This is a genomic window from Streptomyces lincolnensis (assembly GCF_021173675.1).
In the GTDB taxonomy this organism is placed as follows: Bacteria; Actinomycetota; Actinomycetes; order Streptomycetales; family Streptomycetaceae; genus Streptomyces; species Streptomyces lincolnensis_B.
Window position 1 is genome coordinate 26,227 of record NZ_JAIHON010000019.1, and the last position, 26,400, is coordinate 52,626.

At 71.9% G+C, this 26,400-nt stretch carries 29 protein-coding genes; 19 read left to right on the forward strand and 10 right to left on the reverse strand.

What is annotated here, in order from left to right:
- Positions 1–62: 62 nt before the first annotated feature.
- Together K4B79_RS41085 and K4B79_RS41090 are read left to right on the forward strand one after the other, a co-directional pair.
- Entirely contained in the window at positions 63–491 is a 429-nt protein-coding gene (locus K4B79_RS41085; protein ID WP_232032548.1) for a hypothetical protein, read from the forward strand.
- Between the two features lie 130 nt (positions 492–621).
- Positions 622–969 (forward strand): hypothetical protein, encoded by a 348-nt coding sequence (locus tag K4B79_RS41090; protein ID WP_232032549.1) that lies wholly within the window; start codon positions 622–624, stop codon positions 967–969.
- A gap of 13 nt (positions 970–982) precedes the next feature.
- Here K4B79_RS41090 and K4B79_RS41095 read toward each other — a convergent pair whose 3' ends face one another.
- Positions 983–1,966, reverse strand: a complete 984-nt coding sequence (locus tag K4B79_RS41095; RefSeq protein ID WP_232032550.1) for an aldo/keto reductase — start codon at positions 1,964–1,966, stop codon at positions 983–985.
- A gap of 263 nt (positions 1,967–2,229) precedes the next feature.
- Between K4B79_RS41095 and K4B79_RS41100 the strand changes: the two genes are divergently transcribed.
- Positions 2,230–3,873, forward strand: coding sequence for a cholesterol oxidase substrate-binding domain-containing protein (locus K4B79_RS41100; protein WP_232032685.1), 1,644 nt, complete (start codon positions 2,230–2,232; stop codon positions 3,871–3,873).
- A gap of 66 nt (positions 3,874–3,939) precedes the next feature.
- Here K4B79_RS41100 and K4B79_RS41105 read toward each other — a convergent pair whose 3' ends face one another.
- Complete coding sequence (locus tag K4B79_RS41105) at positions 3,940–5,157, reverse strand: FAD-dependent monooxygenase (RefSeq protein ID WP_232032551.1); 1,218 nt, start codon at positions 5,155–5,157, stop codon at positions 3,940–3,942.
- A 374-nt stretch (positions 5,158–5,531) separates the two neighbouring features.
- On the opposite strand from K4B79_RS41105, the gene melC1 reads away from it, so the two are divergent.
- The 3 genes from melC1 (at position 5,532) to K4B79_RS41120 (ending at position 7,324) form a co-directional block, all read left to right on the forward strand.
- Positions 5,532–5,921, forward strand: coding sequence for an apotyrosinase chaperone MelC1 (gene melC1, locus K4B79_RS41110; RefSeq protein ID WP_232032552.1), 390 nt, complete (start codon positions 5,532–5,534; stop codon positions 5,919–5,921).
- Positions 5,922–5,953: 32 nt separating this feature from the next.
- Positions 5,954–6,778 (forward strand): tyrosinase MelC2, encoded by an 825-nt coding sequence (gene melC2 / locus K4B79_RS41115; RefSeq protein ID WP_232032553.1) that lies wholly within the window; start codon positions 5,954–5,956, stop codon positions 6,776–6,778.
- 93 nt (positions 6,779–6,871) lie between these two features.
- Entirely contained in the window at positions 6,872–7,324 is a 453-nt protein-coding gene (locus tag K4B79_RS41120; RefSeq protein ID WP_232032554.1) for an SRPBCC family protein, read from the forward strand.
- Between the two features lie 33 nt (positions 7,325–7,357).
- Here the strand turns inward: K4B79_RS41120 and K4B79_RS41125 are convergent, their stop codons facing one another.
- Positions 7,358–8,071 carry a ribonuclease H family protein gene (locus K4B79_RS41125; RefSeq protein WP_232032555.1) on the reverse strand — a complete coding sequence of 238 codons (714 nt, stop codon included), beginning with the start codon at positions 8,069–8,071 and terminating at the stop codon, positions 7,358–7,360.
- Positions 8,072–8,102: 31 nt separating this feature from the next.
- Entirely contained in the window at positions 8,103–8,903 is an 801-nt protein-coding gene (locus K4B79_RS41130; protein ID WP_232032556.1) for a VOC family protein, read from the reverse strand.
- Between the two features lie 140 nt (positions 8,904–9,043).
- Here K4B79_RS41130 and K4B79_RS48755 point away from each other — a divergent pair, with 140 nt between their 5' ends.
- From K4B79_RS48755 to K4B79_RS41160, 6 genes are all read left to right on the forward strand, one after another.
- The gene (locus K4B79_RS48755; RefSeq protein WP_374208579.1) at positions 9,044–9,364 is read left to right on the forward strand and encodes a hypothetical protein; all 321 of its coding nucleotides are present in this window, start codon (positions 9,044–9,046) and stop codon (positions 9,362–9,364) included.
- Positions 9,365–9,897: 533 nt separating this feature from the next.
- A complete protein-coding gene (locus tag K4B79_RS41140) occupies positions 9,898–11,352 on the forward strand; it encodes a family 2B encapsulin nanocompartment shell protein (RefSeq protein WP_232032557.1) in 1,455 nt (484 codons plus the stop codon).
- An 11-nt stretch (positions 11,353–11,363) separates the two neighbouring features.
- Positions 11,364–12,482: a family 2 encapsulin nanocompartment cargo protein terpene cyclase gene (locus K4B79_RS41145; RefSeq protein ID WP_232032558.1), complete on the forward strand. Its 1,119-nt coding sequence runs from the start codon at positions 11,364–11,366 to the stop codon at positions 12,480–12,482.
- 47 nt (positions 12,483–12,529) lie between these two features.
- Positions 12,530–13,405, forward strand: coding sequence for a geranyl diphosphate 2-C-methyltransferase (locus tag K4B79_RS41150; RefSeq protein ID WP_232032559.1), 876 nt, complete (start codon positions 12,530–12,532; stop codon positions 13,403–13,405).
- 99 nt (positions 13,406–13,504) lie between these two features.
- Positions 13,505–14,425, forward strand: coding sequence for an SGNH/GDSL hydrolase family protein (locus K4B79_RS41155; RefSeq protein ID WP_232032560.1), 921 nt, complete (start codon positions 13,505–13,507; stop codon positions 14,423–14,425).
- Between the two features lie 71 nt (positions 14,426–14,496).
- Positions 14,497–15,252 carry an aminoglycoside phosphotransferase family protein gene (locus K4B79_RS41160; protein WP_308280609.1) on the forward strand — a complete coding sequence of 252 codons (756 nt, stop codon included), beginning with the start codon at positions 14,497–14,499 and terminating at the stop codon, positions 15,250–15,252.
- Between the two features lie 54 nt (positions 15,253–15,306).
- Here K4B79_RS41160 and K4B79_RS41165 read toward each other — a convergent pair whose 3' ends face one another.
- Positions 15,307–15,789 (reverse strand): VOC family protein, encoded by a 483-nt coding sequence (locus K4B79_RS41165; RefSeq protein WP_232032561.1) that lies wholly within the window; start codon positions 15,787–15,789, stop codon positions 15,307–15,309.
- Between the two features lie 134 nt (positions 15,790–15,923).
- Between K4B79_RS41165 and K4B79_RS41170 the strand changes: the two genes are divergently transcribed.
- The 3 genes from K4B79_RS41170 to K4B79_RS41180 all read left to right on the forward strand — a co-directional run bounded on the left by K4B79_RS41170 (position 15,924) and on the right by K4B79_RS41180 (position 18,495).
- Positions 15,924–17,129 (forward strand): epoxide hydrolase family protein, encoded by a 1,206-nt coding sequence (locus K4B79_RS41170; protein ID WP_232032562.1) that lies wholly within the window; start codon positions 15,924–15,926, stop codon positions 17,127–17,129.
- Positions 17,130–17,252: 123 nt separating this feature from the next.
- Complete coding sequence (locus K4B79_RS41175; RefSeq protein WP_232032563.1) at positions 17,253–17,891, forward strand: ATP-dependent Clp protease proteolytic subunit; 639 nt, start codon at positions 17,253–17,255, stop codon at positions 17,889–17,891.
- A gap of 1 nt (position 17,892) precedes the next feature.
- Complete coding sequence (locus K4B79_RS41180) at positions 17,893–18,495, forward strand: ClpP family protease (RefSeq protein WP_232032564.1); 603 nt, start codon at positions 17,893–17,895, stop codon at positions 18,493–18,495.
- 22 nt (positions 18,496–18,517) lie between these two features.
- On the opposite strand, the gene K4B79_RS41185 is transcribed toward K4B79_RS41180, so the two are convergent.
- A complete protein-coding gene (locus K4B79_RS41185) occupies positions 18,518–18,967 on the reverse strand; it encodes a helix-turn-helix domain-containing protein (protein WP_232032565.1) in 450 nt (149 codons plus the stop codon).
- Between the two features lie 88 nt (positions 18,968–19,055).
- Here K4B79_RS41185 and K4B79_RS41190 point away from each other — a divergent pair, with 88 nt between their 5' ends.
- Together K4B79_RS41190 and K4B79_RS41195 are read left to right on the forward strand one after the other, a co-directional pair.
- A complete protein-coding gene (locus tag K4B79_RS41190; RefSeq protein WP_232032566.1) occupies positions 19,056–19,829 on the forward strand; it encodes a class I SAM-dependent methyltransferase in 774 nt (257 codons plus the stop codon).
- A gap of 223 nt (positions 19,830–20,052) precedes the next feature.
- Complete coding sequence (locus tag K4B79_RS41195) at positions 20,053–20,943, forward strand: RNA polymerase sigma factor SigF (protein WP_232032567.1); 891 nt, start codon at positions 20,053–20,055, stop codon at positions 20,941–20,943.
- 149 nt (positions 20,944–21,092) lie between these two features.
- Here K4B79_RS41195 and K4B79_RS41200 read toward each other — a convergent pair whose 3' ends face one another.
- On the reverse strand, positions 21,093–21,551 hold the full coding sequence (locus K4B79_RS41200; RefSeq protein WP_232032568.1) for an ATP-binding protein: 459 nt from the start codon (positions 21,549–21,551) through the stop codon (positions 21,093–21,095).
- 97 nt (positions 21,552–21,648) lie between these two features.
- Positions 21,649–22,914: a DUF6777 domain-containing protein gene (locus K4B79_RS41205; RefSeq protein WP_232032569.1), complete on the reverse strand. Its 1,266-nt coding sequence runs from the start codon at positions 22,912–22,914 to the stop codon at positions 21,649–21,651.
- A gap of 164 nt (positions 22,915–23,078) precedes the next feature.
- On the opposite strand from K4B79_RS41205, the gene K4B79_RS41210 reads away from it, so the two are divergent.
- Positions 23,079–24,356, forward strand: coding sequence for a streptophobe family protein (locus K4B79_RS41210; protein WP_232032570.1), 1,278 nt, complete (start codon positions 23,079–23,081; stop codon positions 24,354–24,356).
- Positions 24,357–24,400: 44 nt separating this feature from the next.
- Positions 24,401–24,814: a nuclear transport factor 2 family protein gene (locus K4B79_RS41215; protein ID WP_232032571.1), complete on the forward strand. Its 414-nt coding sequence runs from the start codon at positions 24,401–24,403 to the stop codon at positions 24,812–24,814.
- 28 nt (positions 24,815–24,842) lie between these two features.
- Here the strand turns inward: K4B79_RS41215 and K4B79_RS41220 are convergent, their stop codons facing one another.
- A complete protein-coding gene (locus K4B79_RS41220; protein ID WP_232032572.1) occupies positions 24,843–25,820 on the reverse strand; it encodes a serine/threonine-protein kinase in 978 nt (325 codons plus the stop codon).
- Positions 25,810–26,400 (reverse strand): hypothetical protein, encoded by a 591-nt coding sequence (locus K4B79_RS41225; protein ID WP_232032573.1) that lies wholly within the window; start codon positions 26,398–26,400, stop codon positions 25,810–25,812. The genes K4B79_RS41220 and K4B79_RS41225 overlap by 11 nt, the downstream gene beginning before the upstream one ends.

Here is a 26,400-nt window from a genome sequence, read left to right on the forward strand (position 1 = left end):
GGTGACGGACACGCGGATGACACCGCGTGTTTGCGAGCCGGTCGAGCGGCAAACCGGATCCCATGACGGAATCGGACAAGGAAACGAACAAGAACACAGCAGCAGCCTCGGCCGCGGGGTCGAAGGCACGGCAGAACGTGGACCGGGCGACCGCCCCGGCGGGGCGGACCGCGCGGGCGGCGGCCTCGAAGACCGAGGAGACGGCGCAGGCCGCCAAGGCGGGCGCGGAGCGGGCGGCCGACACGACGAGCCAGGCCGCGCACACCGCGGCCAGGAGCGTCGAGGCGGGCCGTCAGGCGATCGCCTCGGCCTCGGGTCAGGTCGCGGCCGGCGCGAAGACCGCGTGGACCGTACTCAGCCACCGCAAGCTCGTGGCCGCGGGCGTCGGGGCGGGCCTGACCGCGCTGGGCGCCGCCTCCTACGCGGCGGGCCGCCGGGCCGAGCGTCACACCCAGGGGCCGATCACCCGGATGATCGGCGGCCGCATCTGACCCTGCCCGCCCGGACCGGCCGTTTCAGCGATCACCGGACGGTTACACGGAGCGGACAGACCTACGGCGTGGCGGCCGCGGACGTCACGCCGTACCCGAAGACGTCGTCCACCGAGGAGTCCCGTTGACCATGTCCGGCACCGAGCTCACCATCACGCTCAGCGGCGGCAGCGCCACCGACGCCCTGAAGGTCGTACGGGCACTCGAGCCCGTCTTCGGCGCCGCGGACGGGCTGCCCGCCGACGACCGGGCCACCGTGCACACGGCCACGTTCACCGGGGCCGGCTCCGCACTGCCGGAGCGGCTGCCGCAGCACGCCGTCGGACATCTGTCCGCGCCGGTCTCCGTCACCGTGCAGGGCACACCGGAGAGCGTTGAGAAGGCGAGCGACACCTTGGCGCTCGCCTTCTCCGCGCACGACCGGGGCGCCGCGTCCGGTGACCAGGAACGGGAACGTCAGCTGATCCTGGGACCCTGACGGATCCGGAGCGCTACCAGCGGCTCTCCACCTGCTCCTTGATCCGCCGGTCGTACAGGTCACGGATCGCGGTGAGCGTCTGCTCGGAGAGCTCCGGCAGCGTGGCGGCGGCCGCGTTGGCGCGGGCCTGCTCGGGCGAGCGGGCGCCGGGGATCACGGAGGTCACACCGGGCTGCTGGACGATCCAGCGCAGGGCGAGCTGGGCCGGGGTGTACCCCTCGGGGGCGAGCGCGGCGAACTCGGCGGCGGCCTCGACGCCGGTCGTGTAGTCGACGCCGGAGAAGGTCTCGCCGACGTCGAAGGACTCGCCGTGCCGGTTGTAGGTGCGGTGGTCGTTCTCGGGGAAGACCGTGTCCTTGGTGTACTTGCCCGACAGCAGGCCGGAGGCGAGCGGGACCCGGGCGATGATGCCGACCCCGGCCTCGCGGGCCGCGGGGAGCACCTCGCGCAGGGGCTTCATGCGGAACGGGTTGAGGATGATCTGGACACTCGCCACCCCGGGGCGGGCGATCGCGGTCAGCGCCTCCTGGCAGGTCTCCACGCTGACGCCGTAGGCGGCGATGCGCTCCTCCTCGACCAGGGTGTCGAGGGCGTCGAACACCTCGTCCGTGGAGTACACGGGCGTGGGCGGGCAGTGCAGCTGGACCAGGTCGATGCGGTCGACGCCGAGGTTGCGGCGCGAACGGTCGTTCCAGGCACGGAAGTTGTCCAGGACGTAGTTCTCCGGGATCTGGTCCACCCGGCGGCCCATCTTCGTGGCGACCAGTACATGCAGGTCGGGGCGGCCGCTGAGGAAGGCGGCGATGGTCTGTTCGCTGCGTCCGTCGCCGTACACGTCGGCCGTGTCGAAGAAGGTGACCCCCGATTCGGCCGCGGCCTCCAGCACGGCCAGGGCTTCCTTGTCGTCGACGTCTCCCCAGTCGGCACCCAGCTGCCAGGTGCCGAGTCCGACGACGGATGCGTGCTGCTGAGACCTGTCGAATGTGCGCTCGTCCATGGCGTCAGTCTGTCATCCGTCACGCCCCTGCGCGGAACCGATTGCTCCGGTGGGCGATCCGTCAATCGTTCACTCACACGAGTGAACGATGTCGACAGCCAGCATGCACGTGTCAACGAGGCCCCTAGCGTGAGCCCGTGACTGATCGTTCTGTGCACAACTCCCGTCCCCAGGACCCCTCAGACCCCTCGGACCTCTCGGGCTCCTCGGGCTCCTCGGGTTCCTCCTGGAGCCGTCGCGGCTTCCTCCGCTCCGCCGCCGCGCTGGCCGCCGTACCCGTGCTGCTGCCGGCGGATCCGGCGCAGGCCGCCGAGGAGCTGCCGGAGTTCCCGGCGGGGGTCGCCCTGTACCGCTCGGCGTACCGCAACTGGGTCGGCGAGATCACCGCCGACGGGTTGTGGGCCTGTGCGCCCGCGGACACCGGTGAGACGGTCGACGTCGTCAACTGGGCCCGGCGGCACGGGTGGCGGGTGCGGCCGCGGGGCTCCTCGCACGGCTGGTCACCGCTGACCATCACGGAGGGGACGCCGTCCGGCGCGCCCGTGCTCCTGGTGGACACCGCCGCCCATCTCACCGGCCTGGCCCTGGAGTCCGACACATCGGTCCGGGCCGGCACCGGCGTCACCCTGGAGGCGCTGCTCACCTACCTGGAGGGGCACGGTCTCGGGGTGACGGCGGCCCCCGCCCCCGGCGTCCTCACCCTCGGCGGCGCCCTCGCGATCGACGCGCACGGCACCGCCGTACCGGCCGAGGGGGAACGGCGGCTGCCCGGTCAGACGTACGGCTCGCTCAGCAATCGCGTCCAGTCGCTCACCGCGGTCGTATGGGACGAGGACGCCGGTGCCTACGTGGCACGGACCTTCCGGCGCGACGAGGCGGACTGCGCCGCGCTCCTGACCCATCTGGGGCGGGCCCTGGTCACCGAGGTCGTGCTGCGTGTCGGGGCGAACGGCAACCTGCGGTGCGTGAGCCGGGTGGACATCCCGGCGGGCGAACTGTTCGCGGCGCCCGGTACGGACGGGCGGACCTTCGCGAGCTTCCTGGAGGAGTCCGGGCGGGTCGAGGCTATCTGGTTCCCCTTCACCGAGTTCCCGTGGCTGAAGGTGTGGAGCGTCTCCCCCACCAAACCGCTGACCTCGCGGCGCGTGACGGGGCCGTACAACTACCCCTTCTCCGACAACGTCCCGACCCTGGTGGCGGACCTGGCCGGGCGGATGGTCTCGGACGCCGCCTGGTACCTGGCGCCGGTGCTGGGCAACGCCCAGTACGACACGGCCGCGCTCGGGCTGGTGGCGACGCTGTCCGCCGACATCTGGGGGCCGTCCAAGAACACCCTGCTCTACATCAAGCCGACCACCCTGCGGCTCGCCGCGAACGGCTACGCGGTGCACACCAGCCGGGACCGGGCGCAGCGCGTGGTCGCCGAGTTCGCCGCCTTCTACCGGGAGCGGCTCACGGTGTACGCGGCCCGGGGCCGTTTCCCGGTCAACGGCTCGGTCGAGATCCGGGTGACCGGCCTCGACGACCCGGCCCACGCGGAGCTGGACGGCGCCCGCACCCCGCTGTTGTCGGCACTGCGGCCGAGCGCGGAACACCCCGAGTGGGACACGGCGGTGTGGCTGGACATCCTCACGCTGCCCGGCACACCGCACGCGGAGACGTTCCTGCGCGAGATCGAGCGGTTCCTGCTGGACACCTACGACGGCACCCACGCGCTGACCCGGGTCGAGTGGTCCAAGGGCTGGGCGTACACGGAGGAAGCGGTGTGGGAGGACGAGGAGGTGATCGGTACGGCGGTGCCCGCCTCGTTCGGTGAGGCGGTGTGGGGGCAGGCGGCCGGGACCTTCGACCGGCTGGACCCCCACCGCGTCTTCGGGAACGGCTTCCTCGACCGGCTGTTCGGATGAGGACGTGCCGTCACGTTCGACCGGTGGCATGTCATCCCGTTCGGCCGGTGATGTGCCGCCGGGGGCCTACTTGCGGGAGGCCAGCGCCCTCGCGTGCACGGTCCTGGCCACCTTCGGGCCCAGCCAGCGCTTGAGCCTGCGCAGCGCCTCCAGTTGCCCGGCCGCCTTGTCGACGCGGTAGTACACCTGGGGCGGGACGTACGGCAGCAGGGGCGAGTGCCGCTGGCCGAGGAGGGCGAACATCTGCTCCGGGGGGAGGTCGATGTAGCGGGGCAGGTTCTCGTACCACCGGGCGCTGTAGCGGGCCGCGCTCTGGATGGACAACAGCTCCCGCCTGCGCCGCTGTTCGTAGCGGGCGAGTGCCTCCGGGAGGCTCGTGTGCCCGTGCAGCGCGTCGGCCAGGGCCATCGTGTCCTCCAGGGCGAGGGTGGTGCCGGCGCCGATGGAGTAGTGGGTGGTGTGCGCGGCGTCGCCGAGCAGGACGAGGTTGCCGCGGTGCCAGGTGCGGTTGGTGAGGGTGCGGAAGTTCAGCCAGGGGGCGCCGACCTGGGCCGAGGTGCGGCCGATGAGGGCGTGGCCGTCGAGCACCTCCGCGAAGAGCTTCTCCAGCAGGGCCGTTCCGTCGGCCTCGTTCGCCCGGTCCAGGCCGAGCCCGGTCCAGGTCTCGGGGGCGCACTCGACGACACAGGTGCTGCGCTCGGGGCTGAAGGGATAGCCGTAGCACCAGATCCAGCCGTGGTCGGTCTCGACGAAGGCGAAGGTGAAGGCGTCGAAGACCTTGGTGGTGCCGAGCCAGACGTAGTGGTTGCGGCCCGCCCGGATCTCCTCTCCGAAGTGGTCGGCGTGCCGGCCGCGCAGGCTGCTGTGCACTCCGTCCGCCGCGACGACCAGGTCGGCCTCGGGCGGGTTCTCGCCCGTGATCTCCCGCTCGAACTCCAGGCGTACGTCGAGGGAGCGGGCGCGGGCGGCGAGGATCTCCAGCAACCGGTGGCGGCCGATGCCGAAGCCCTGGTCGCCGGGGCGCCGGGTGGCCCGGTCCCGGACCAGCGCGACGCCCTCGTTCCAGGTGACCGAGTGTTCCTCGACGGCACGGGCCGACTCGGGGTCGTGCTCATGGAGTCTGTCGAGCAGGCCGCGCCAGTAGGTGACGCCCCAGCCGTAGGTCGAGCCCTCCGGATTGCGCTCATGAACGGTGATCTCGTGGGACGGGTCCTGTCGTTTCAGCAGGATCGAGAGATACAGGCCGGCGGGCCCGCCACCGACGCAGGCGACCTTCACGCACACTCCTGGGGATTACTTATCGCGGTCAATTGGCAACGCAGGGTAGCAGGCGAAGGGGTGGCCTCTCGGTGATCTCCCGGGCCGTTCGAATCGCGTCACTTTCCGCAGGTGGAGTGGGCCACACGAAGCGGGCCCGGCCGTGAGAGAGCGCCCCAAATTGGGCCGCCGCGAGAAGGAATTCCTCCTTCCGGGCCCTTACCGCATCCCGCACAGCAAGATCAACTTCGTTCAACACTGTACGACATCTCAGTAATTGTCCCGATCGGAGCCAACCGCTCTCGGGCGATTTCTCCCGCTCTCCTCCGGACGGATAGGCATGCGGAGGCGTCAACCCGACGCCCACGCCAGACGATCCCGAACGATCCGGAGGATCCCCCGTGCCAGGACTCACCCGACGCCACACCCTCACGGCCGCGGCCGCCCTCGCCGCGGGAGCCGGCACCCAGGCGGTCACCGCATCGGGCACCGCCGCCGGCCACGACTCCCCGGTTCCCCAGGCCGCCGCTCCCGCCGCCCCCGCCTCCTTCGACGAGGTCTACAAGGGCCGCCGGATACAGGGCCGCCCGTCGGCCGGGGGCGGCCACCACCACGGCGTCGGCTACACGGTGTTCGTCGACGGCATGGAACTGCACGTGATGCGCAACGCCGACGGCAGCTGGATCAGCGTCGTCAACCACTACGCCCCCGTGCCCACCCCGCGCGCCGCCGCACGCGCCGCGGTCGACGAGCTCCAGGGCGCCACGCTCGTCCCGTTCCCCGCCAACTGAACCACCCCGCACGCCACTTGGGAGATCCGCACATGACCGTCCGCAAGAACCAGGCGAACCTGACCGCCGACGAGAAGCGGCGCTTCGTCTCCGCCGTCCTGGAGCTCAAGCGCAGCGGCCGCTACGACGCCTTCGTCACCACGCACAACGCGTTCATCGTCGGCGACACCGACAACGGCGAACGCACCGGCCATCGTTCGCCCTCGTTCCTGCCCTGGCACCGCAGATTCCTGCTGGAGTTCGAACGCGCCCTGCAGTCGGTGGACGCCTCGGTGGCGCTGCCGTACTGGGACTGGAGCACCGACCGCTCGCCGCGCTCCCCGCTGTGGGCGCCGGACTTCCTCGGCGGTACGGGGCGCAGCCGGGACGGCCGGGTGACGGACGGGCCGTTCGCCGCCGACACCGGCGCCTGGCCGATCACCGTGCGTCTGGACGGGCGTACGTATCTGCGGCGGGCACTGGGCGGCGCCGGGCGGGAGCTGCCGACCCGGGCGGAGGTCGACTCGGTGCTGTCCATACCGACGTACGACATGGCTCCGTGGAACAGCGCCTCGGACGGTTTCCGCAATCATCTGGAGGGCTGGCGGGGCGTCAACCTGCACAACAGGGTGCATGTCTGGGTCGGCGGGCAGATGGCCACCGGGGTCTCGCCGAACGACCCGGTGTTCTGGCTGCACCACGCGTACGTCGACAAGCTGTGGGCCGAGTGGCAGCGGCGGCACCCTGCCTCCGGCTATGTGCCGGCCGCCGGGACGCCGGACGTGGTGGACCTCGACGAGACGATGAAGCCGTGGCGCGACACCCGCCCCTCGGACCTGCTGGACCACACCCGCCACTACACCTTCGACACCGACTGACGACCGGACCGGCGGCCGCCGGCCACGGTTTGTCCCGCAGGTCAGGGGTACCCGCGCCGGACACGCTCGAGAAGACGAAGGAGGGATTCACCCGTGTCCAAGGTCGAGGAATCCATCGAGGTCGGCGTGCCGGTGCACACCGCCTACAACCAGTGGACGCAGTTCGAGACCTTCCCCCAGTTCATGAGCGGGGTGGAGCGCATCGAACAGCGCACGGACACGCTGACCCACTGGGTGACCAGTGTGAACGGCGTGCACAAGGAGTTCGACGCCGAGATCACGGAACAGATCCCGGACGAGCGGGTCGCGTGGACCACGGTCGCCGGTGAGGCGGAGCAGGCGGGTGTCGTCACCTTCCACCGGCTCGACGACGACCACACCAAGGTGATGCTCCAGATGGACTTCCATCCGGACAGCATCACCGAGAAGGTCGGCGACAAGCTCGGCTTCGTGAAGCGTCAGACCAAGGGTGACCTGGAGCGCTTCAAGAAGTTCATCGAGGAGCGCGGCCAGGAGACCGGTGGCTGGCGCGGCGCGGTGACCTGACGCCGTATCCCGTCCCGGGGCTCGTCCGGACGACTATCCGGCCGCTTCCGTCCGGCACTCCGGATGGCCCCACCCGTGCCCGTTCTTGGTGATGGGCTCCCCCGCCGCGTAGGCGCGCCCGCACAGGCAACGGCCGGGGAACTTCGCCTTGATGGTCCGGGCCGAGCCGCCGCGTCCGCCGGACGCCTTGGTCCCGTTGGCCCCGCCCGAGCGCTTGCGCGGGGCGCGGGCCGACGGGGCGTCCGGTGCGGGCGGCGGCTCCGGTGAACCGAGACCGCTGCCCGCGGGCTCCTGGACGATCGCGGCCTGGCTGGCGGCCCGGTCGGCGAAGTCGTTGAGCCGGTCGCCGTCCACCTGGTGGGCGGGCACGTAGCGGAACTCCACCGAGCGGCCGTCGAGCAGTTCGTCGATACGGACGACCAGGTCCTGGTTGGCGACCGGCTTGCCGGCCGCCGTCTTCCAGCCGTTGCGCTTCCAGCCGGGCAGCCAGGTGGTCACGGCCTTCATGGCGTACTGGGAGTCCATCCGGATCTCCAGCGGTACGTCCGGGTCGGTCGAGGCCAACAGGCGTTCCAGCGCGGTCAGTTCGGCCACGTTGTTGGTGGCCTTTCCGAGCGGCCCCGCCTCCCAGCGGGTCGGAGTCTCCGTATCGTCCGCGACCACCCAGGCCCAGCCCGCCGGTCCGGGGTTTCCCTTCGAAGCCCCGTCGCACGCGGCCACCACACGTTCACGCATGCGCCCGATCATGCCATGGCCGCGCGGGGCGTTCGGCCACCCGTCAGGGGACGTCCGTGACCTGCGGCATCTCGCCCGCGGTCGTGGTGACGTCGATCACCGAGAAGCTGGCGCCCTGCGGGTCACTGAGGGCCGCGAAGCGACCGAAGGGCGTGTCCATCGGCCCGAACCGGAGGGTTCCGCCGAGCTTGGTGGCCCGGGCGACGGCGTCGTCGCAGTCGGCGACGGTGAAGTAGACGTTGATGTACGGCGGCACCTCGGGCGGGAACTCCTCGCCCATCTTCATCCGGCCGAGGACGGTCTCGCCGCCGACCTCGAAGAGCCGGAAGTCGACCGCGTCGTCCTGCATCTGCTTGGCGGTGTAGCCGAAGACGGCCGGGAAGAAGGTGTCCGACTTCTCGGCCTCACGGGTGAAGACCTCGGCCCAGCAGAACGCGCCGACCTGCTCGGGCGGCGCCTCGAACCCCTCGTGGACGCCCGCCTGCCACACGCCGAAGACGACGCCGGCGGGGTCGCGTGCCAGGCACATGGTGCCGAAGTCGCCGACCTGCATCGGCTCCATCACCACCTCGCCGCCGTTCTCGCGGATCTTGGCGGCGGTGGCCGCGGCGTCCGGGGAGGCGAGGTACAGGCACCACTGCGACTGTCCCTCCTGGCCGGGCATCGGCGGGACCACGGCGGCGACGGCCTTGCCGTCCGCGTACGCCTGGGTGTAGTTGCCGTACTCCGACGACGCCTCGCCGAAGGTCCAGCCGAGGACGTCACCGTAGAAGCTCTTGGCTCCCTCGACGTCACTGAACATCGCATCGGCCCAACAGGGGGTTCCCTCAGGTTGCACGGCCATGACTGCGGCCCTCTCCGAATCGGTGGATTGGTGGGACGGTCCGCTTCCTCACGCTAGTCACCGGTGCGCCGGACCGCGCGTCGAACGGCTCGCTCCGTACCAGACTGGTCGCGAGACGTCGGCGTTCTTCGGAACGGAGGGTGACATGGCGGACAGGACGATGCTCGCGTGGTCCGTGGTGGCGCCGGGCCCTCTGTCCGGCCTCGCGGTACACCGGCTGGGACGCGGACGGCGGCTACGCGCGGTACGCGACCGTGCCCGCCGCGTTCGCCCACCGGCTGCCCGACGGACTCGACGACGTCCGCGCCGCCCCGCTGCTGTGCGCGGGCATCATCGGTTTCCGCGCGCTGCGCCGGGCCGCCCTGCCGCCGGGCGGCCGGCTGAGGCTGCACGGCTTCGGAGGCAGCGCCCACCTGTGCGCGCAGGTCGCGCTCACCGGGGGGCCACCGTGCACGTCATGACGCGGGGCGCCCGGGCATCCATCTGAGCGACACGCCCCCGCTGCGCTACGAGAGCGAGCCGTTCTACGAAAAAGAGCTGCGCAGTGTCACCTCCAGCACCCGTGAGGACGCCCGCGAGTTCCTCGCCCTGGCCGGCCGGTACGGCGTGCGCGCCACCACGCACACCTACCCGCCGGCCCGGGCGGACGAGGCCCTGCGGGATCTGAAGGCGGGACGCTTCGAGGGGGCGGCGGTACTGGTGGACGACGCGGACTGATCCGCACGGCCCGTGCGACGGCCGGGCGCTCCCCGCGCCGGGAGCGCGGGCCGTGGGACCGGAGTGCGGTCACCCACCCGTCTGCCCCGACCCTCCTTCGGGTGTTTACACCTCTTGGCCCCCGTAACCGCCCCGTTCGCGCGGTTACCGGCCGCCACGCCGGCTGTTTGGCTTGGTCCTGCGACGCGCACGGCTCATCCGCCACGGCGTCGCCGCCACGAGGCTGTCGTCAGCACCGACCACTCCACTCGCCCCTGTTCACCCTCAGGGAGGGAATGTGTCCGCCCCCGAAAGCGCCAGCGGCCCCACCACCGACGACCCCGCCCCCGAACCCGTCACCCACTCCGTCTCGGACGCCGAGCTCACCAGTCTCAGTACGCGGGCCGCCCGCCAGCTCGCCACGACCACCAAGTCCGAACCGCAGATGCAGGCCATCACCTCACGATGGCTGCTGAGGATGCTGCCGTGGGTGGACGTCCGGGGCGGCTCCTACCGCGTCAACCGGCGCCTCCAGCTGAAGGTGGGCCGGGGCCGGGTGCAGTTCGACCAGAACGGCGCCGACGACGTGAAGGTCATCCCCCGGACGCTCACCGAACTCCCCGCCCTGCGCGGTTACTCCGACACCGAGGCGCTCAGGGAGATCGCCTCCCGGTTCCGGGTACGGGAGGTGCGCGCCGGGCAGATCCTCTTCGAGGCCGGCCAGCCCGTGACGGAGGCCTATCTGATCGTCCACGGCAGGTTCACCCGGTTCGCCGTCGGCAAGTACGGCGAGGAGGAGGTCATCGGGGTCGTCACCGACGGCGAGGGTCTGGGTGACGAGGCCGTCGGCCGCGCCGATCCGCTGTGGCTGACCTCGGTGCGGGCCGAGACCCCCGGGGTGGTGCTGGCGCTGTCCTGGGACACCCTGACCGAGTTCACCGGGCGCACGCCGTCGCTGGCGGCCCATCTGGAGGCCTATGCCGCCCGGCAGAGCAGGCCCATGAACCGCAAGGGCGAGGCCGATGTCCCGGTGCAGGCCGGCCATGTGGGCGAGCCGGTGCTGCCCGGCGGCTTCGTCGACTACGAACTCGCCCCGCGCGAGTACGAGTTGTCGCTCACCCAGACGGTGCTGCGGGTCCACAGCCGGGTCGCCGACCTCTACAACGACCCGATGGACCAGACCGAGCAGCAACTCCGGCTGACCATCGAGGAGATCCGCGAACGCCAGGAGTGGGAGCTCGTCAACAACCGCGAGTTCGGTCTGCTCCACAACATCGACCACGGCCAGCGCATCAGCACCTTCTCCGGGCCGCCGACCCCGGACGACCTCGACGAACTGCTCTCCATGCGCCGCAGGACCCGGCTCTTCCTCGCCCACCCGAAGGCCATCGCGGCCTTCTTCCGCCAGTGCAACCGGCGCGGCCTGGTGCCCGGCACGGTGTCCGTGGAGGGGCACGAGGTCCCCGGCTGGCGCGGCGTGCCGATCTTCCCGTGCAGCAAGATCCCGGTCGGTCCGCAGCACACCAGCAGCATCATCGCGCTGCGCACCGGCGAGGCGGACCAGGGGGTGGTGGGCCTCTTCCAGACCGGCATCCCCGAGGAGTACCAACCGGGCCTGAACGTGCGGTTCATGGGCATCGACGGCACCGCGATCATCCGCTACCTGGTCACCGCCTACTACTCGATGGCCATCCTGGTGCCCGACGCGGCGGGAATCCTGGAGAACGTCCAGATCGGCCGGACGGCCGACTGAGGAGTACGTCGATGAGCGCACCCCCCGAATCCGGCACGACCTCATCCACCGCGACCGCAGCTGCCACGACCGCATCCGCCGCGACGGCATCCACCCCTCCCCGTCGTCTGCCCGGCCCGCCGAGTCCCGTCCGTACGGTCCGGGCCCGGCGGGGCGGCCCGATCCCCGGCATCCGGTACCGGCCCGCCGTGCCCGCCGATCCCGAGAAGGTGCGGGAGGTAGACGCGCGGCTGGAGGCCTGGGCCCGCGGGCTCGACCTGTTCCCGCCGGCCTGGTCGGGGGACTTCTCGGGGTTCCAGTTCGGCCGGGCCGTGGTGCTCCAGCATCCGGGCGCGGCCGACCTGGACCGCCTCACCGCGGCCGGTGAACTACTGCTCGCCGAGAACCTGGTCGACAGCTGCTACTGCGAGGAGGACGAGGGCAGGGGCGCCTCCTCGCGCGGTCTGGGCGGCCGGCTGATCCTGGCCCAGGCGGCGCTCGACCCGTTCCACGCCACCCCCGAGCTGGAGGCCGAGTGGCGGGAGGGCGTACAGGCCGACGGGCCGCTGCGCTCCTACCACTGGGCGCTGAAGGACTACGCCGCCTTCGCCACACCCAGCCAGACGGACCGTTTCGTCCACGACATCGCCCGTCTGCACCTCGGCTATCTCGCCGAGGCGGCCTGGTCGGAGATCCGGTACACGCCCCGGGTGTGGGAGTACCTGGTGATGCGGCAGTTCAACAACTTCCGGCCCTGTCTGTCGATCGTCGACGCCGTGGACGGCTACGAACTGCCCGAGGCGCTCTACGCCCGTCCCGAGATCCAGCGGCTGACCGCCCTGGCCTGCAACGCCACCACGATCGTCAACGACCTCTACTCCTTCACCAAGGAACTCGCGAGCGATCCGACCCATCTCAACCTGCCCGTGGTCGTCGCCGCGAACGACCGGCGCGGTCTCAAGGCCGCCTATCTGCGGTCCGTGGAGATCCACAACCGGATCATGGACACCTTCGAGGAGGAGGCCGCGACCCTCTCGGCCACCTCCCCGCTCGTCGAGCGCTACGCCCGGGGCCTGGCGGCCTGGGTGTCCGGCAACCACGAATGGCACGCCACCAACACCCACCGCTACCACCTGCCGAACTACTGGTGACACAGCCCATCCTGACGTCACGTCAGACGCCCCACGAGGAGCCCCCGTTGACGACCGCCGACGCCGTCACCACGACCGCACCGGTGCCGACCCAGTCGACGTACCAGAACCGCGTCGCGGACTACTGGAACGCCGAGGAGAACCCGGTCAACCTCGAACTCGGAAAGCTCGACGACCTCTACCACCATCACTACGGCATCGGGGACGCGGACCTGGCCGTCCTCGACGAGCCCGAGCCGGTCCGCCGCCGCGAGCGGATCACCGCGGAACTGCACCGTCTGGAACACGCGCAGGCCGAGCTCCTCGCCTCCCGGCTCGGGCCCCTCTCCCCCGATGACCGCGTCTTCGACGCCGGCTGCGGGCGGGGCGGCGGCAGTGTGGTCGCGCACCTGCGGTACGGCTGCGAGGCCGACGGGGTCACGATCTCCGCCAAGCAGGCCGAGTTCGCCAACGCGCAGGCCCGCAAGCGGGGTATCGACGACCTGGTCCGCTACCACCACCGGAACATGCTGGACACCGGGTTGCCGTCCGGGGCGTTCGCCGCGTCCTGGAACAACGAGTCCACCATGTACGTCGAACTCGACCTGCTGTTCGCCGAGCACGCCCGGCTGCTGCGCCGCGGCGGCCGCTACACCGTCATCACCGGCTGCTACAACGACACCTACGGGCAGGCCTCCCGCGAGGTCTCCCTGATCAACGCCCACTACATCTGCGACATCCACCCCCGCTCGGCGTACTTCCGGGCCATGGCCAGAAACCGGCTGGTCCCCGTCCATGTGGAGGACCTCACCGCGGCGACGATCCCCTACTGGGAGTTGCGCAGGCAGGCCGACCACCTGGTCACGGGCATCGAGGACACCTTCCTGAGCGCCTATCGCAACGGCAGCTTCCAGTACCTGCTGATCGCCGCCGACCGCGTGTGAGACGGGTTCGCGGCGGGCGGCGCGCCGCGCGTCTTCCCCCTTGTGCCCGGCTGTGCTTGCCTGGGGAACCGTTTCGGGCGCCGGGGCGGGAGAGGTCGTATGCGCAGAACGTGGGTCGTGGGAGTGCTGCTCGCCGGGCTGCTGCTCGGCGCGTGCACGGATCCGGCGTCCGGCCCGGAGGCGCCGCCGCCCTCGCCGGACGTGACGGACCCGTCGGCGGCCGCCACCGAGCACCGGAGGGCGGCCGCCTCCCCGCCCGCGCCCGCGAAGGCGCCCACGATCCTGTACCTGGGGGACTCCCTGGCGATGGAGAACCAGCGGGTGCTGGGCCAGGAGCTCCGCCGGGACCTGGGCGCCCGGTACACCGCCGCCCCCTATTCGGGGACCACCCTGTGCGACTACCTGGAGGGCACCGGGGCGCGCTCGCTGGTGCCGGACCGGGACAAGGCGGCCGCGCTGGTGCGGTCGCTGCGTCCGGACGTCGTGGTCCTCCAGTTCTGGGGCAACGCATGGGGCTACACCTGGTGCATGGACGGCATCACCTACGCCGGTTCCCGCGCCCAGTACTTCCGCCGGTACACCGCCGACGCCGAGCGGCTCACCGAGCAGATCGCCGTGGCGGGCGGGGCGAAGCGCCCGCGGATCGTATGGGTGTCGCAGGGCCCGGACCCGATGACCCCGGACCGGGTCCGGTGGGTGAACGGGCTCTACGCGAAGCAGGCCGCCGCCTCGGGCGACCTCGTGGCCGACGCGGGCCGGACGGTGAGCCCCGCCGGGGCCCGGCAGACCTGGGTGCAGCACCTGCCCTGCACCTCCTACGAGCGCGAACACCCCGACTACTGCACCGACCCAGGCCGTGACCGCACCGCCCTCCACATCGACAAGGACTACCTGCACTTCTGCCTGGTGCCCACCACGTCCACGCCCCGGCCCTGCCCGGTCCGCTCCCCCGGCATCCTGCGCATGGCCCGCGAGATCACCCGCGTGATCGCCGAGGAGACGCGACGCGGGACGCCGTAGCGTCAAATTCGGCCGCAGCGTCAAATTCGATCGACAGGCGGGGCGTCAACCGCCGAAGTAGGGCAAACGCGATGTTCCGGCTCGGCGCGGACCTGCTGGTGCGGCTGCCCCGGCATCCCGGTGCGGTCGGGGACGTGGAGCACGAGCAGGTCTGGCTGCCCCGGCTGGGTCCACAGCTGCCCGTCGCCACGCCCGAGCCGGCCGGTGTCGGCGTGCCCGGCACGGGATTCGCGTGGCCCTGGTCCGTGTACCGGTGGCTGGACGGCCGCAATCCGGTCGACGGCGCCCTGGCGGAGCCCGAACTGCTCGCCGAGGACCTCGCGGAGTTCATCGGCGCCCTGCGCCGGATCGAGCCCGGCGACGGGCCGACCGGATACCGAGGGGTGCCGCTGGTGGACCGCGACCCCTACCTGCGCGAGGCCCTCGCCCGGTTGGCGGGACGGGCGGACACCACGGCGATCACGGCCGTCTGGGAACAGGCGCTGGGCCTGCCCGCGTACGGCGGGCCGCCCGTGTGGGCGCACGGTGATCTCATGGCGGGCAATCTGCTGGTGGACGGCGGGCGGCTCAGCGGGGTGATCGACTTCGGGACCGTCGGTGTGGGCGATCCGGCCGTCGATCTGATCGTCGCCTGGTGCGCGCTGCCCGCGGAGGTCCGTGACGTCTTTCGCGAGGCGGTGGGTGCCGATGCGGCCGAGTGGGCGCGCGGCCGGGCGTGGGCGCTGTCGATCGCGGTCGTCGCGCTGCCGTTCTACTGGCACACCAATCAGCCGGTCGCGGAGAACTCACGCCATGTGATCGCGGAGATCCTGGCGGAGACGCGATGACGGCGGGGGCCACGGTGCCTGTGGTGGACCGTGGCCGGCCGCCGCACACGCGGGTCATTCGCCGGCGTAGGCCTTCTCCAGGGCCGCGATGTCGAACTTGCCCATCGCCATGAAGGCCTTGGTCACGCGGGCCACCTTCGCCGGGTCCGGGTCGGAGATCATGTCGTCGAGCCGGGCGGGGTTGACCTGCCAGGAGAGCCCGTACTTGTCCTTGAGCCAGCCGCAGGGGCCGGGCTCGCCGCCGTTCTCGGTGAGCTTGGTCCAGTAGTAGTCGATCTCCTCCTGGTTCTCGCAGGAGATCATGAAGGAGACGGCCTCGGTGAACTTGAACTGCGGGCCGCCGTTGAGCCCGACGAACTTGTGACCGTTGGCCGTGAACTCGACGGTCATCACCCCGCCGGCGGGCTGCATCGCCCCCTCCGGGTAGCGCACGACCTTGCCGACGCTGGAGTTCTTGAAGATCGAGACGTAGAAGTGGGCCGCCTCCTCGGCCTGACCGTCGAACCAGAGACACGTGGTGAAACCGTCGGACGCCATGGGTACCTCCTGGGCTTGCCTGGGCTTGCGGAACGCTGTCATCTGTGTCGACCGATCCTCGCCGCGAAACTCATCGCTCGCACGGCCGCTTAATCCAGGTGGCCGCTACACCCTTCGGAACTAGCATCGCGGTCATGACGTCTCCGCCCGCCGACCGCGGCCTTCATCCCTTCCGCATCGACGTACCGCAGAGTGACCTGGACGACCTCCACGACCGTCTCGACCGCATCCGCTGGCCCGACGAACTGCCCGGGGTCGGCTGGGCGTACGGCGTGCCGTCGGCGTACCTGCGCGAGCTGGTGCGGTACTGGCGGCACGAGTACGACTGGCGGGCGGCCGAGGCACGGCTGAACGCCTGGCCGCAGTTCACGACCGAGATCGACGGCGCGCGCGTGCACTTCGCGCACATCCGCTCTCCCGAGCCCGACGCCACCCCGCTGATCGTCACCCACGGCTGGCCGGGCTCGATCGTCGAATTCCTCGACGTCGTCGGGCCGTTGACGGACCCGGCCGCTCACGGCGGGGATCCCGCCGACGCCTTCCACGTCGTGCTGCCGAGCATTCCCGGCTTCGGGTTCTCCGGGCCCACCCGGGAGACCGGCTGGGAGGCCCGCCGGATCGCCGACGCCTGGGTGGAGCTGATGACACGCCTCGGCTACGACCGGTTCGGCGCCCAGGGCGGCGACTGGGGCGCGGGCATCTCCCGGGAGCTGGGCCGCGTCCATCCTGGCCGGGCCATCGGCATCCACCTCAACCTGCTGCCCGGCGGTATCGCGACCACCGAGCCGACCGCCGAGGAGCTGGCGGCGCTCAGTCCTGAAGAGCGGGAGCGCGCGCGGATCTCCTGGCACCGGTGGGCCGAGTGGTCCCGCGACGGGACGGGCTACTTCCACATCCAGTCCACCCGGCCGCAGACCCTGTCGTACGCGCTGACCGACTCGCCCGTCGGCCAACTCGCCTGGATCGTCGAGAAGTTCCAGGAGTGGACGGACTCCGAGCTGCTGCCCGAGGAGGCCGTCGACCGGGACCTGATGCTCACGAACGTGATGCTGTACTGGCTGACGGGCACGGCGGGTTCGTCCGCCCGGGTCTACTACGAGCGCGCCCACGCCCGGGGGGACCGGATCGCCGCTCCGCGCGAGCCCTCGGCCGCCCCGACCGCGGTGGCGTCGTTCTTCGGCGACGTGCAGATCCCGCTGCGCCACAAGGCGGAGCGGACGGAGAACATCGTGCGCTGGACGGAGTTCGACCGGGGCGGGCACTTCGCGGCGATGGAGCAGCCCGAGCTGCTGGTGGCCGACGTGCGGGCGTTCTTCCGGCAGCTGCGCGAGAAGGCCTGACCACCCCCTCCCCGCGTCCTCTCTGCCCGTGGCGAATCTGCCACGGGCAGAGAAACGACATGCGGGCGTCGTCCGGGGCCAAGAGTGGAGTCGACGGCACCACCTCCGTGACGAGGAGAACCCATGACTGCATTCACCCCGCTGCTGCCGCGGGCCGAGGACGGCGACACCCCGCCCGGCCGCCTCGACGACCATCTGGCCGCCCAACTGCTCGACCAGCGCATCGTCCTGCTGGGCACCCAGGTCGACGAGGTCTCCGCGAACCGGGTCTGCACCCAGCTGCTGATCCTGTCCGCGGCGGACCCGCGCACCGACATCAGCCTGTACATCAACAGCCCCGGCGGCTCGGTGCACGCGGGCCTGGCGATCTACGACACGATGCGGCTCATCCCGAACGACGTCTCGACACTCGCCATGGGCTTCGCGGCCAGCATGGGCCAGTTCCTGCTCTGCGGCGGCACACCCGGCAAGCGGTACGCCCTGCCCAACGCGCGCATCATGATGCACCAGGGGTCGGCGGGCATCGGCGGAACCACCGCCGACATCGAGATCCAGGCGGAGAACCTGGAGCACACCAAGCGGACCATGGAGCGGCTCATCGCCGAGAACACGGGCCAGAGTCCGGAGACCATCGCCCGGGACGGCGACCGCGACCGCTGGTTCACGGCCGAGGAGGCCAGGGAGTACGGCATGGTGGACCGGGTGCTGGAGTCGCTCGCCGACGTCCGCCCGGCCGCGTCGAAGCGACGGATGGGGCTGTGACATGGCGAACTACACGATTCCGTACGTCGTCGAGCGGACCGCGCACGGCGAGCGGTCCTCCGACGTGTTCAGCCGGCTGCTCTCCGAACGGATCATCTTCCTCGGCACCGAGATCGACGACGGGGTGGCCAACGTCGTGATCGCGCAACTGCTGCATCTGGAGTCGTCGGCGCCGGAGAGCGAGATCTCGGTGTACATCAACTCCCCCGGCGGCTCGTTCACCTCGCTGATGGCGATCTACGACACGATGTCGTACGTGAAGGCGCCGATCTCGACGTGCTGCGTCGGCCAGGCGGCCTCCACGGCGGCCGTCCTGCTGGCCGGCGGGGATCCGGGGCGGCGGTTCGTCCTGGAACACGCGCGGGTGCTGCTCGGCCAGCCGGCCAGCGGCGGCAGCCGCGGCATGATCTCCGACCTCGCCCTCCAGGCCAAGGAGATGGTGCGGATCCGCGGTCAGGTCGAGGAGGTGCTCGCCCGCCACACCCACCACGACATCGCCACGCTGCGCGCGGACATGGACCGCGACAAGGTGTTCACCGCGCAGGACGCGGTGGCGTACGGGCTGGCCGACGAGGTGCTCAGCCGGCGCCTGGTGATGGTCTGAGGCGCCGGCCGGGCGGGGCTCGTCAGGCGGCGACCAGGCAGAGTCCGTTGTACGGCGCCGTGGACCGGCCGCGGCTGACGGTGGCCCGGCGGGTGAGCTCACCCTGGGCCAGCGACAGCAGCTCTCCCAGTCCCAGGCCGAGGGCGTGGGCGGCGGCCGCGAGCACCTCGGACGAGGCCTCCTTGCGGCCGCGCTCCACCTCCGACAGATACGGCATGGAGATCCGGGCCGCGTCGGCGACCTCCTTCAACGTGCGCTCCTGGGCGAGGCGTTCGCGCCGCAGGACGTCTCCGACCAGGTCCCGCCAGAGGGGTTCCTTCGGCGCGCGCGGCTCGCCGGGAGCGGGGGCCGCGGGCACCGGGCGGGGCGGAGCGGTGGTGGGGCGTTCGGACGCTGGGCGGGCGGTCCCCGGGCGGCCGGCGGGCGGGCGCAGGGGGATGACGCGGGCTTCGTTCGGCGCTTGGCTGCTCACCCCCTCAGACTAAATTCCCTGGACCGCAGGGGAAGGGCTCGGCATTCTGCCCTCGGTGGAATCACGATCGCGAAGGGGTGCGTGAACGATGTTGCGCGAGACGTTCGACGAGGTCGCCGAGTTGTACGACCGGGTGCGTCCGCGCTACCCCGACGCCCTGGTCCGGGACCTGGCGCGGGTGGCCGGCCTCGGCCCGGACAGCCAGGTCCTGGAAGTGGCCCCCGGGACCGGCCAACTCACCGTCCCGCTGGCCGGGTTCGGCTGCCGGGTCACCGCCGTGGAGCTGGGACCCGCCATGGCGGCCGTGGCCCGGCGGCGACTGCGACGGTTTCCGCTGGTGGACGTGGAGGTCGCGGACTTCGAGCGGTGGCCGCTGCCGGACGAGCCGTTCGACCTGGTCGTGTGCGCCACCGCGTTCCACTGGCTGGATCCGGTCGTGCGGGTGACCAAGACGGCGCAGACGCTGCGCCCGGGCGGCCGTCTCGCCGTCGTCACCACGGACCATGTGGCGGGCGGCACCACCGAGTTCTTCCATCGCTCCCAGCCGTACTACCGGCGTTGGGATCCGGCCACACCGCCCGGCCTGATGCTGCGGGACGAGTCGGAGGTTCACGCGGACACCGGTGATCTGGAGCGGGCCGAGGCCTTCCGGGACGTCGCGGTCACCAGGTACTTCCAGGACGTCACCTACACCGCCGACGAGTACATCGACGTACTGCTCACGTACTCGGGCCATCGCGCCCTCGACGACGGCGCCCGGCACGGACTGCTGGGCGATCTGCGCGGACTGATCGAGTCGGACTTCGGGGGCACGGTCACCAAGCGCTACCTGCACGAGGTGATCGTCGCCACGCGCGGCTGAGCGTCCGGCGATTTTGCGCCGCGCCGCCACCCGACGGGCATGCTCAGTCACCGTGCGGGTACGCGCTGAGCAGGAGGGTCCGGGGGCAGCTCGCTGCTCGGTGGGCGACGTGCATACGTCGCCGCCGTCCGGGTACTCGCAGGCCGCACACGTGGAGCAGGACCCGAAGAACAACCGAGGCCGAAGAGGCAGACGTCGCGCCGTGACTTTCGTGGGAGAGGTAATGGACACCGCCGTGATCCGGTCGGAGGCACAGGTCGTCGCGCAGACCGCCGGGACCAGGACGACGGGTGACGGACCGCTGCCCGGAGTCGGGGACCCGAAGACCGTGGCCCCCAGGGACGCCCGTGAGCTGTCCCGTCAGTTCTTCCAGCGCATGGCCGTACTCGAGGAAGGCACGCACGAGTACCAGTACGCCCGCAACACGCTCATCGAGATGAACATGTCCCTCGTGCGGTTCGCGGCAGGCCGGTTCCGCGGCCGCGGCGACGACATGGAGGACATCGTCCAGACCGGGATGATCGGCCTGATCAAGGCCATCGACCGCTTCGAGCTGGCACGCGAGGTCGAGTTCACCTCGTTCGCGCTGCCCTACATCGTCGGCGAGATCAAGCGGTTCTTCCGGGACACCACCTGGGCCGTGCACGTGCCGCGCCGGCTCCAGGAGTTGCGTGTGGAGCTGGCCAAGGCCCGTGAGGAGCTGGCCAGCCGGCTGGACCGGGAGCCGACGGTCGCCGAGCTCGCCACGCTGATGAACATCTCCGAGAACGAGGTGATCGAGGCGCAGATCGCCTCCAACGGCTACAACTCCTCGTCCCTGGACGCCGCGCTCACCGGTGACGGCCCCGAGGGCGGCGAGGCGGTCCTCGCCGACTTCATCGGCGTCGAGGAGGACGGGCTGCGGCTCGTGGAGGACTTCCAGTCCCTCGCCCCGCTCATGGCGGAGCTGAGCGACCGCGACCGGCAGATCATCCATATGCGGTTCGTGGAGGAGGCCACCCAGGCGGAGATCGGTGAGCGGCTCGGCTGCTCGCAGATGCATGTCTCCCGGCTGATCAAGCGGATCATCACACGGCTGCGCGAGGGGATGCTGGGCGAGCTGGGCTGCGCCTGAGCCGGCCGGGGCCGCACAGGGGCCACACAGGCGGGTGCCGCCCCGCGGTCCGATCCGGGACACGGTCGGATCCGGGACGGCGCCCGCGCCTCGTCACTCCCCTGCGCCGGCGGTCCGCGCACGCGGCGCACTCGGTCCGGGCGCGCGGCTCACCGGCCGCCGGTCAGGCCCACGACGGCGCGGACCCGCTTGCCGACCGGTACGCGCTCCACGGCGACCTCGGCGGCCAGCGCGTGGACGATCTCCAGTCCGTGCCGGCCGACCCGCTCGGGATCACGCGGGAAGCGCCGGGGCAGGGCGGCGCTGCTGTCGTAGACGACGACGGCCACGGCGAGGTCCGTGCCCTCCAGCTCCAGGATGTACGGCCCGTTGCTGTGCCGGTCGGCGTTGGTGACCAGTTCGCTGACCACCAGGAGGACCTCGTCCTGGGCACGGCGGCCCACCTCGGCGCACCACTCGGTCCTGAGCTGGTCCAGAAAACCCGCGGCGAAGGCTCTCGCCTCGGCGATGCATCCCGGGTCACCGGTGTAGTGCTCCGCCCGCCGGAGCGGTTCCACGGGCACGTCGAAACCAGTCGGTACCACTGCCCCGTCCAGGTGCTCGATCATGCGTTTCTCTCTCGGAAGCCGGACTGGCCGGACGCTGTTGCACCAGTGCTCGTACCCCGAGCCGCGCCCCGCAGTCCCCGGGCCTTCGTGACGGCCCTTACGTCGTCAGCGGGCCCGGGGTTCCCGGCGTGGACGCCGACTGTGTGGTTCCCGTTTCCGTGGTGTCCGATGCCAGTGGGGGCGACGGGGCCGACGATTCGGGCGAATCCGGCTCCGTGGTCCCCGGGTCGGAGCTGTCGGGGGAGGGCGATTCCGGGCTGACGAGCGGCGCGGAGGGGGCGGTGGAGGTCGGCGGGCACGGGGAGGCCGATCCGGTGGGCGTCTCCGTGACACCGGGCGTGAGACCGGGTGTGGCGTCCTCGCTCGTGGAGACGCACGGCACGGGAGAGCTCGGCGGGGGCGATGTCGGCGTGGACACGCTCACCGACGGGGAGGGGTGGTGCTTGGGCGGGTCGGTCTTGTGGTCCTTGCCCCCGGTGTCCCCGCGGTGCCGGCCGATCCAGTGGTCGCCGTCGGGGTCGTAGATGACGAAGATGTTGATCACCGTCGTCGAGGGCGCGACCACCACGACGTTCGCGGGGCGGTACGACGACCAGGTGTCGCCGGTGTGCCTCGGGGTGGTCTGCTGGGCGACCGGCGGGGTCAGCGGGTTGCCGCAGGCGCAGCGCACCCGGGGCACTCCGCGCTCGTCGACCAGGACCGCGGTCCCGGACTGGAGAACGGCCTGGTAGCTGGTGGCGGACCCGTCGCGGTAGCCGTGGTTGGTGACGCGGGTGTCCATGCGCAGCTGCACCGGAGTCAGCGCGCGCAGGTGGGCGGGGACCTGGGACGGGGCGATGCCGGCGACCGAGGCGAACGCCCGGTTCTTCGCGGGGGCCGCCTTCAGGGCCGTGATCTGCTTCTCCACGTCGCAACTGGCAATGTTGCGTGTGCCGCCGTAGAGGCCGGGGGCGCCGCCGTCGACGCCGCGCACCGCGTTCGTGGGTGCCTCGGAGGTCGGGGAGGCCGAGATCGGCGGGGCGGAGCTGTCCGTCGCCGTGGACTCCGTGAAGGGGTCGGGTCCCGCCTTGCCCGCGGCCTGGAGGAAGACCTCGCCGCCCGAGCCCGCGCCCGAGCCGCCTCCGCCGTCGGAGCGGGTGAAGACGACCGCCAGGACCACGGCGGCCACCACCGCGGTGGCCACCACCGCGATCCGGGGGACGGACCGCCACCACGGGCGGTGCGGCTCGGGCGGGGGTGCGCCGCCGCCGCTCGGGGGCTGTGAGGGCGGGCCGTCGCCGCCCGGAGGCGGCTGCGAGGGGCCCGACAGGGGGCCGGAGGGCGGTCCGGTGGGGCGGCCGGAGGACGGAGGTTCGGCGCTCACGAGGCCCTTCTTCCCGGCGCGGGGAGCCCTCGCGCCTTTTACTCCATTTAGCCGCTTATGTCCACGACCTTCTCATTGTGTGCTCCGGTCCCGCCCCGCCCGCAAGCCGAATCGGACGGACCTCCCGGCGGGCGCCCGGCCCGCAGGCTGCTTAGCGTGGCAGCGTGAGTGTCCGAACCCCCTCCGACCAGGCCGTCGTCGCCCGTCACGGCTGGCTGCACGCCCTGGCGACCGTGCTGGCCGCGCTGATCGCCATGGGGGTGTCCGCCGCGCTGGGACTGTGGGCGGCGGGCGCGGCAGACCTGCCGGACAACGCCTTTCCCCGGGTGGTCGCGGCGACCGTCGTCACCGCCGTCGGCGGCACGGTCGAGCTGGCGGGGGACGCCGGAGCGCTGGCCGACACCCGGGGCGGACTCACGGTGATCCCACTGTCGGTCACGCTCGCGGGTGCGCTGGCGCTCGCCGCGGGTTTCCTGCGCCCGCTGCGGCACCGGGCCGTCGCCGGCGCCTCGGAGCTGGCGGGCTGGGCCGCCCGTATCCTCGTGCTCTGGCTGCTCGCGCTGCTCGCCCTGGCCTACGCGTCCCGGAAGATGTTCACGCTCTCGGTCGGGGACTCCTCGCTCGGCGACATCACGGACCTGTTCGGGGTCACGCCGAGGGTGGGCTTCACCACCGACGTGCCCTCGACCCTGCTGTTCGGCCTGTTCTGGGCGGCCGGGGTGCTGGTGCTGGCCCTGCTGGTGTCGCGCGGGGCGCCGCTGCCGGCCGGGCTGCTGCGGTTCCAGGAGTCGGTACGGCCCGCCGCCTACGCCATGGTCGTCCTGCTGCTCGCCTGGGTCACCCTCGGCACGCTCGTCGCGCTCGTGGTCGCGGCGACCCGCGGCCACGCGGCCGAGACCCTGGCGGTGGTGCTGCTCGGCATGCCGAACCTCGTGTGGCTCACGCTCACCGTCGGTCTCGGGGCGACCTGGAACGGCCGCGTGGAGGGACCGTTCGGGCTGCCCATGCCGCATGTGCTGGACCAGGTGCTGCGTTCCTCGGACACCGCCGCGCTCGATCTGGGCAGCCTGGCCGAGTACGACGGCCGGGTGTGGTGGCTGGTGGTCGTCGACGCGCTCCTGCTGCTCGCGGCCGCGTTCGTGATGGCGGCCCGCTCGCCCGCCCGGATGCGCGCCTGGCAGCACGCGGTGCACATGGCGGTCGCCCTCGCCCTCACGGTGCTCATGGTCTGCCTGGTCGGCCGCATCTCCGCCCGCTACGGCCTGTCGGTGCTCGGCATCGGCGACCTGGGCGGCCTCGGCGGGCAGTTGTTCCTGAAGCCGGAGCTGTGGACCGCGGTGGGCCTGGCCGTGCCGTGGGGGCTGGTCACCGGCTTTCTCGGGGCGCTGCTGGCACGGCCGGTGCGACGGCGGGGTGCGGCCGGAAACGGCTGGAAACGGTGACCTCGATCATGGGAGGGTGCCTCCGGTCGAGGAAGGGGCAGCAGATGGCGTTGGCACTCGAAGACCGGCTGGCCGTCACGGAGTTGATCGCGTTGCACGGGCACCTGGTCGACGGCGGCGAGCTGGAGCGCTCGGGCGAGGTCTTCACTCCGGACGTCGTGTACGACCTGTCCGATTTCGGCCAGGGCGAGATCACCGGGCTCGACGCGCTCACCGCGGCGGCCCTCGCCCTGGGGGCGGCGAACCCCGTCGCCCACCACGTGACCAACGTGGTCGTCGAGGAGGTGGCCGAGGACGAGGTGCGGGCCCGTTCCAAGGGCCTGGGAGTCATGGCGGACGGCTCGTGCGGGTCCGTGACGTACGAGGACACCGTGGTGCGGACCGCCGACGGCTGGCGCGTCTCCCACCGCAGGGTGCTGGTCCGGCGGGTGCCCCTGGGCGGCCTCGGCCAGGGCTGACGGCTCAATGCTCCCGGAGGCTGACGGCTCAGCGTTCCCGGAAGACCGGCTCGGCCCACCGCGGTGGCGGTTTCGCCCGCCCCTCCCCCGCCGCCACGACGTCCAGGGCGACCTCGGTGGCCGGGTGACCACCCGCCGGGGCGCCGCGCAGGGCGGCGACGAACGCGAGGCAGGAGTCGTACCGGTCGTCGGGGCTCTTGGCGAGGGCCCGGGCGAAGACCGCGTCGAGGTGCGGGGCGAGGCCGGGGCGGGACTCGGACAGGGGCGGCGGCTCGTCGTACTGGTGGGCCCACAGCAGGGCCATGTCGTCGTCGCGGCGGAAGGGCGGGCGGCCCGCCAGGACCTCGTAGACGACGCAGGCGAAGCCGTAGACGTCGCAGCGGCCGTCGACCGGGCGGCCGGAGATCTGCTCGGGGGCCACGTAGTCGAGGGTGCCGACGAACTGGCCGACCGTCGTGAAGCCGGTCAGGGACAGGGACTTCTTCGTCAGGCCGAAGTCGGTGAGGTAGACGTGCTCGGGGTGGTCGCTGTCGGTGCCGCGGGCCACCAGGATGTTGCCGGGCTTGACGTCCCGGTGGACCAGGCCGTGCTCGTGGGCCGCGTCCAGCGCGGAACCGACCTGGGCGGCGATCCGGACCGCGGTCGCCAGGGGCAGGGGGCCGTCGCGGTCCAGGAGGTGGCGCAGGTCGCTGCCGGGGACGTAGCGCATCGCGATGTACAGGACGCCGTCCGTCTCGCCCGCCTCGAAGACCGGCACGATGTTGGGGTGGTCGATCGCGGCGGCCACATGGGACTCGTGGGTGAAGCGGCGGCGGAAGGTGTCGTTGCGGGCGAGTTCCGGCGCGAGCAGCTTGAGCGCGACGGCGCGGTCCAGGCGCAGGTCCCGGGCCCGGTAGACGACGGCCATGCCGCCGCGGCCGATCTCGCGCTCGATGCGGTAGCCGGCGACCTGCTGCCCGACCAGTTCGGAGGGGCGGCCCGAGAACAGGCTCGTCTCACGCGCCATCGGGCGTCACGACCTGGGTCGGCGGGTGGCCGGGAGCCGCGGGGGCCGGTGCGGCGGTGCGCGGGCCGTCGTCGCGGCCGGGATCCGCGGTGGCGCGGGGTGCCTCGTCGGTGGCGTAGGTGCTCAGCCGGGTGCCGTCCGCGTACACCCAGCGGGCCTGGTCGGTGTCGTAGAGCCACAGGGACTCCCCGTCCACGACGACACCGATCCGCAGGCCCCGGGTGCGGACGTGGAAGGCCTCGCCCTCCAGGGTGCCGGTCATGAGTTGCTCGACCGCGGCCCGGTAGCGGGCCAGGGTCTGTTCGGTGCGGACGAGCAGGGGGCGGGGGTCGGCGGCGTGGGTGAGAGGGGCGCCGGTGAGCGGCGGGTCCTGGGGGACGGTGACCAGGTGGCGGCCGTCGACCCAGGCGGACCAGCCGTTGGCGCACAGGACACGGGCCCAGTCGCCGAGCCGCTCGACGAGCTGGACCGGCAGCAGGGCGTCGAGGGGGACGGTGGGCCGGGCGGGGTCGGGCGCCTCCCAGGCGGGCATGCCGTGCTGGGGGACGACGTGGGTGGGCCGGAAGCCGGGGGTCGTCAT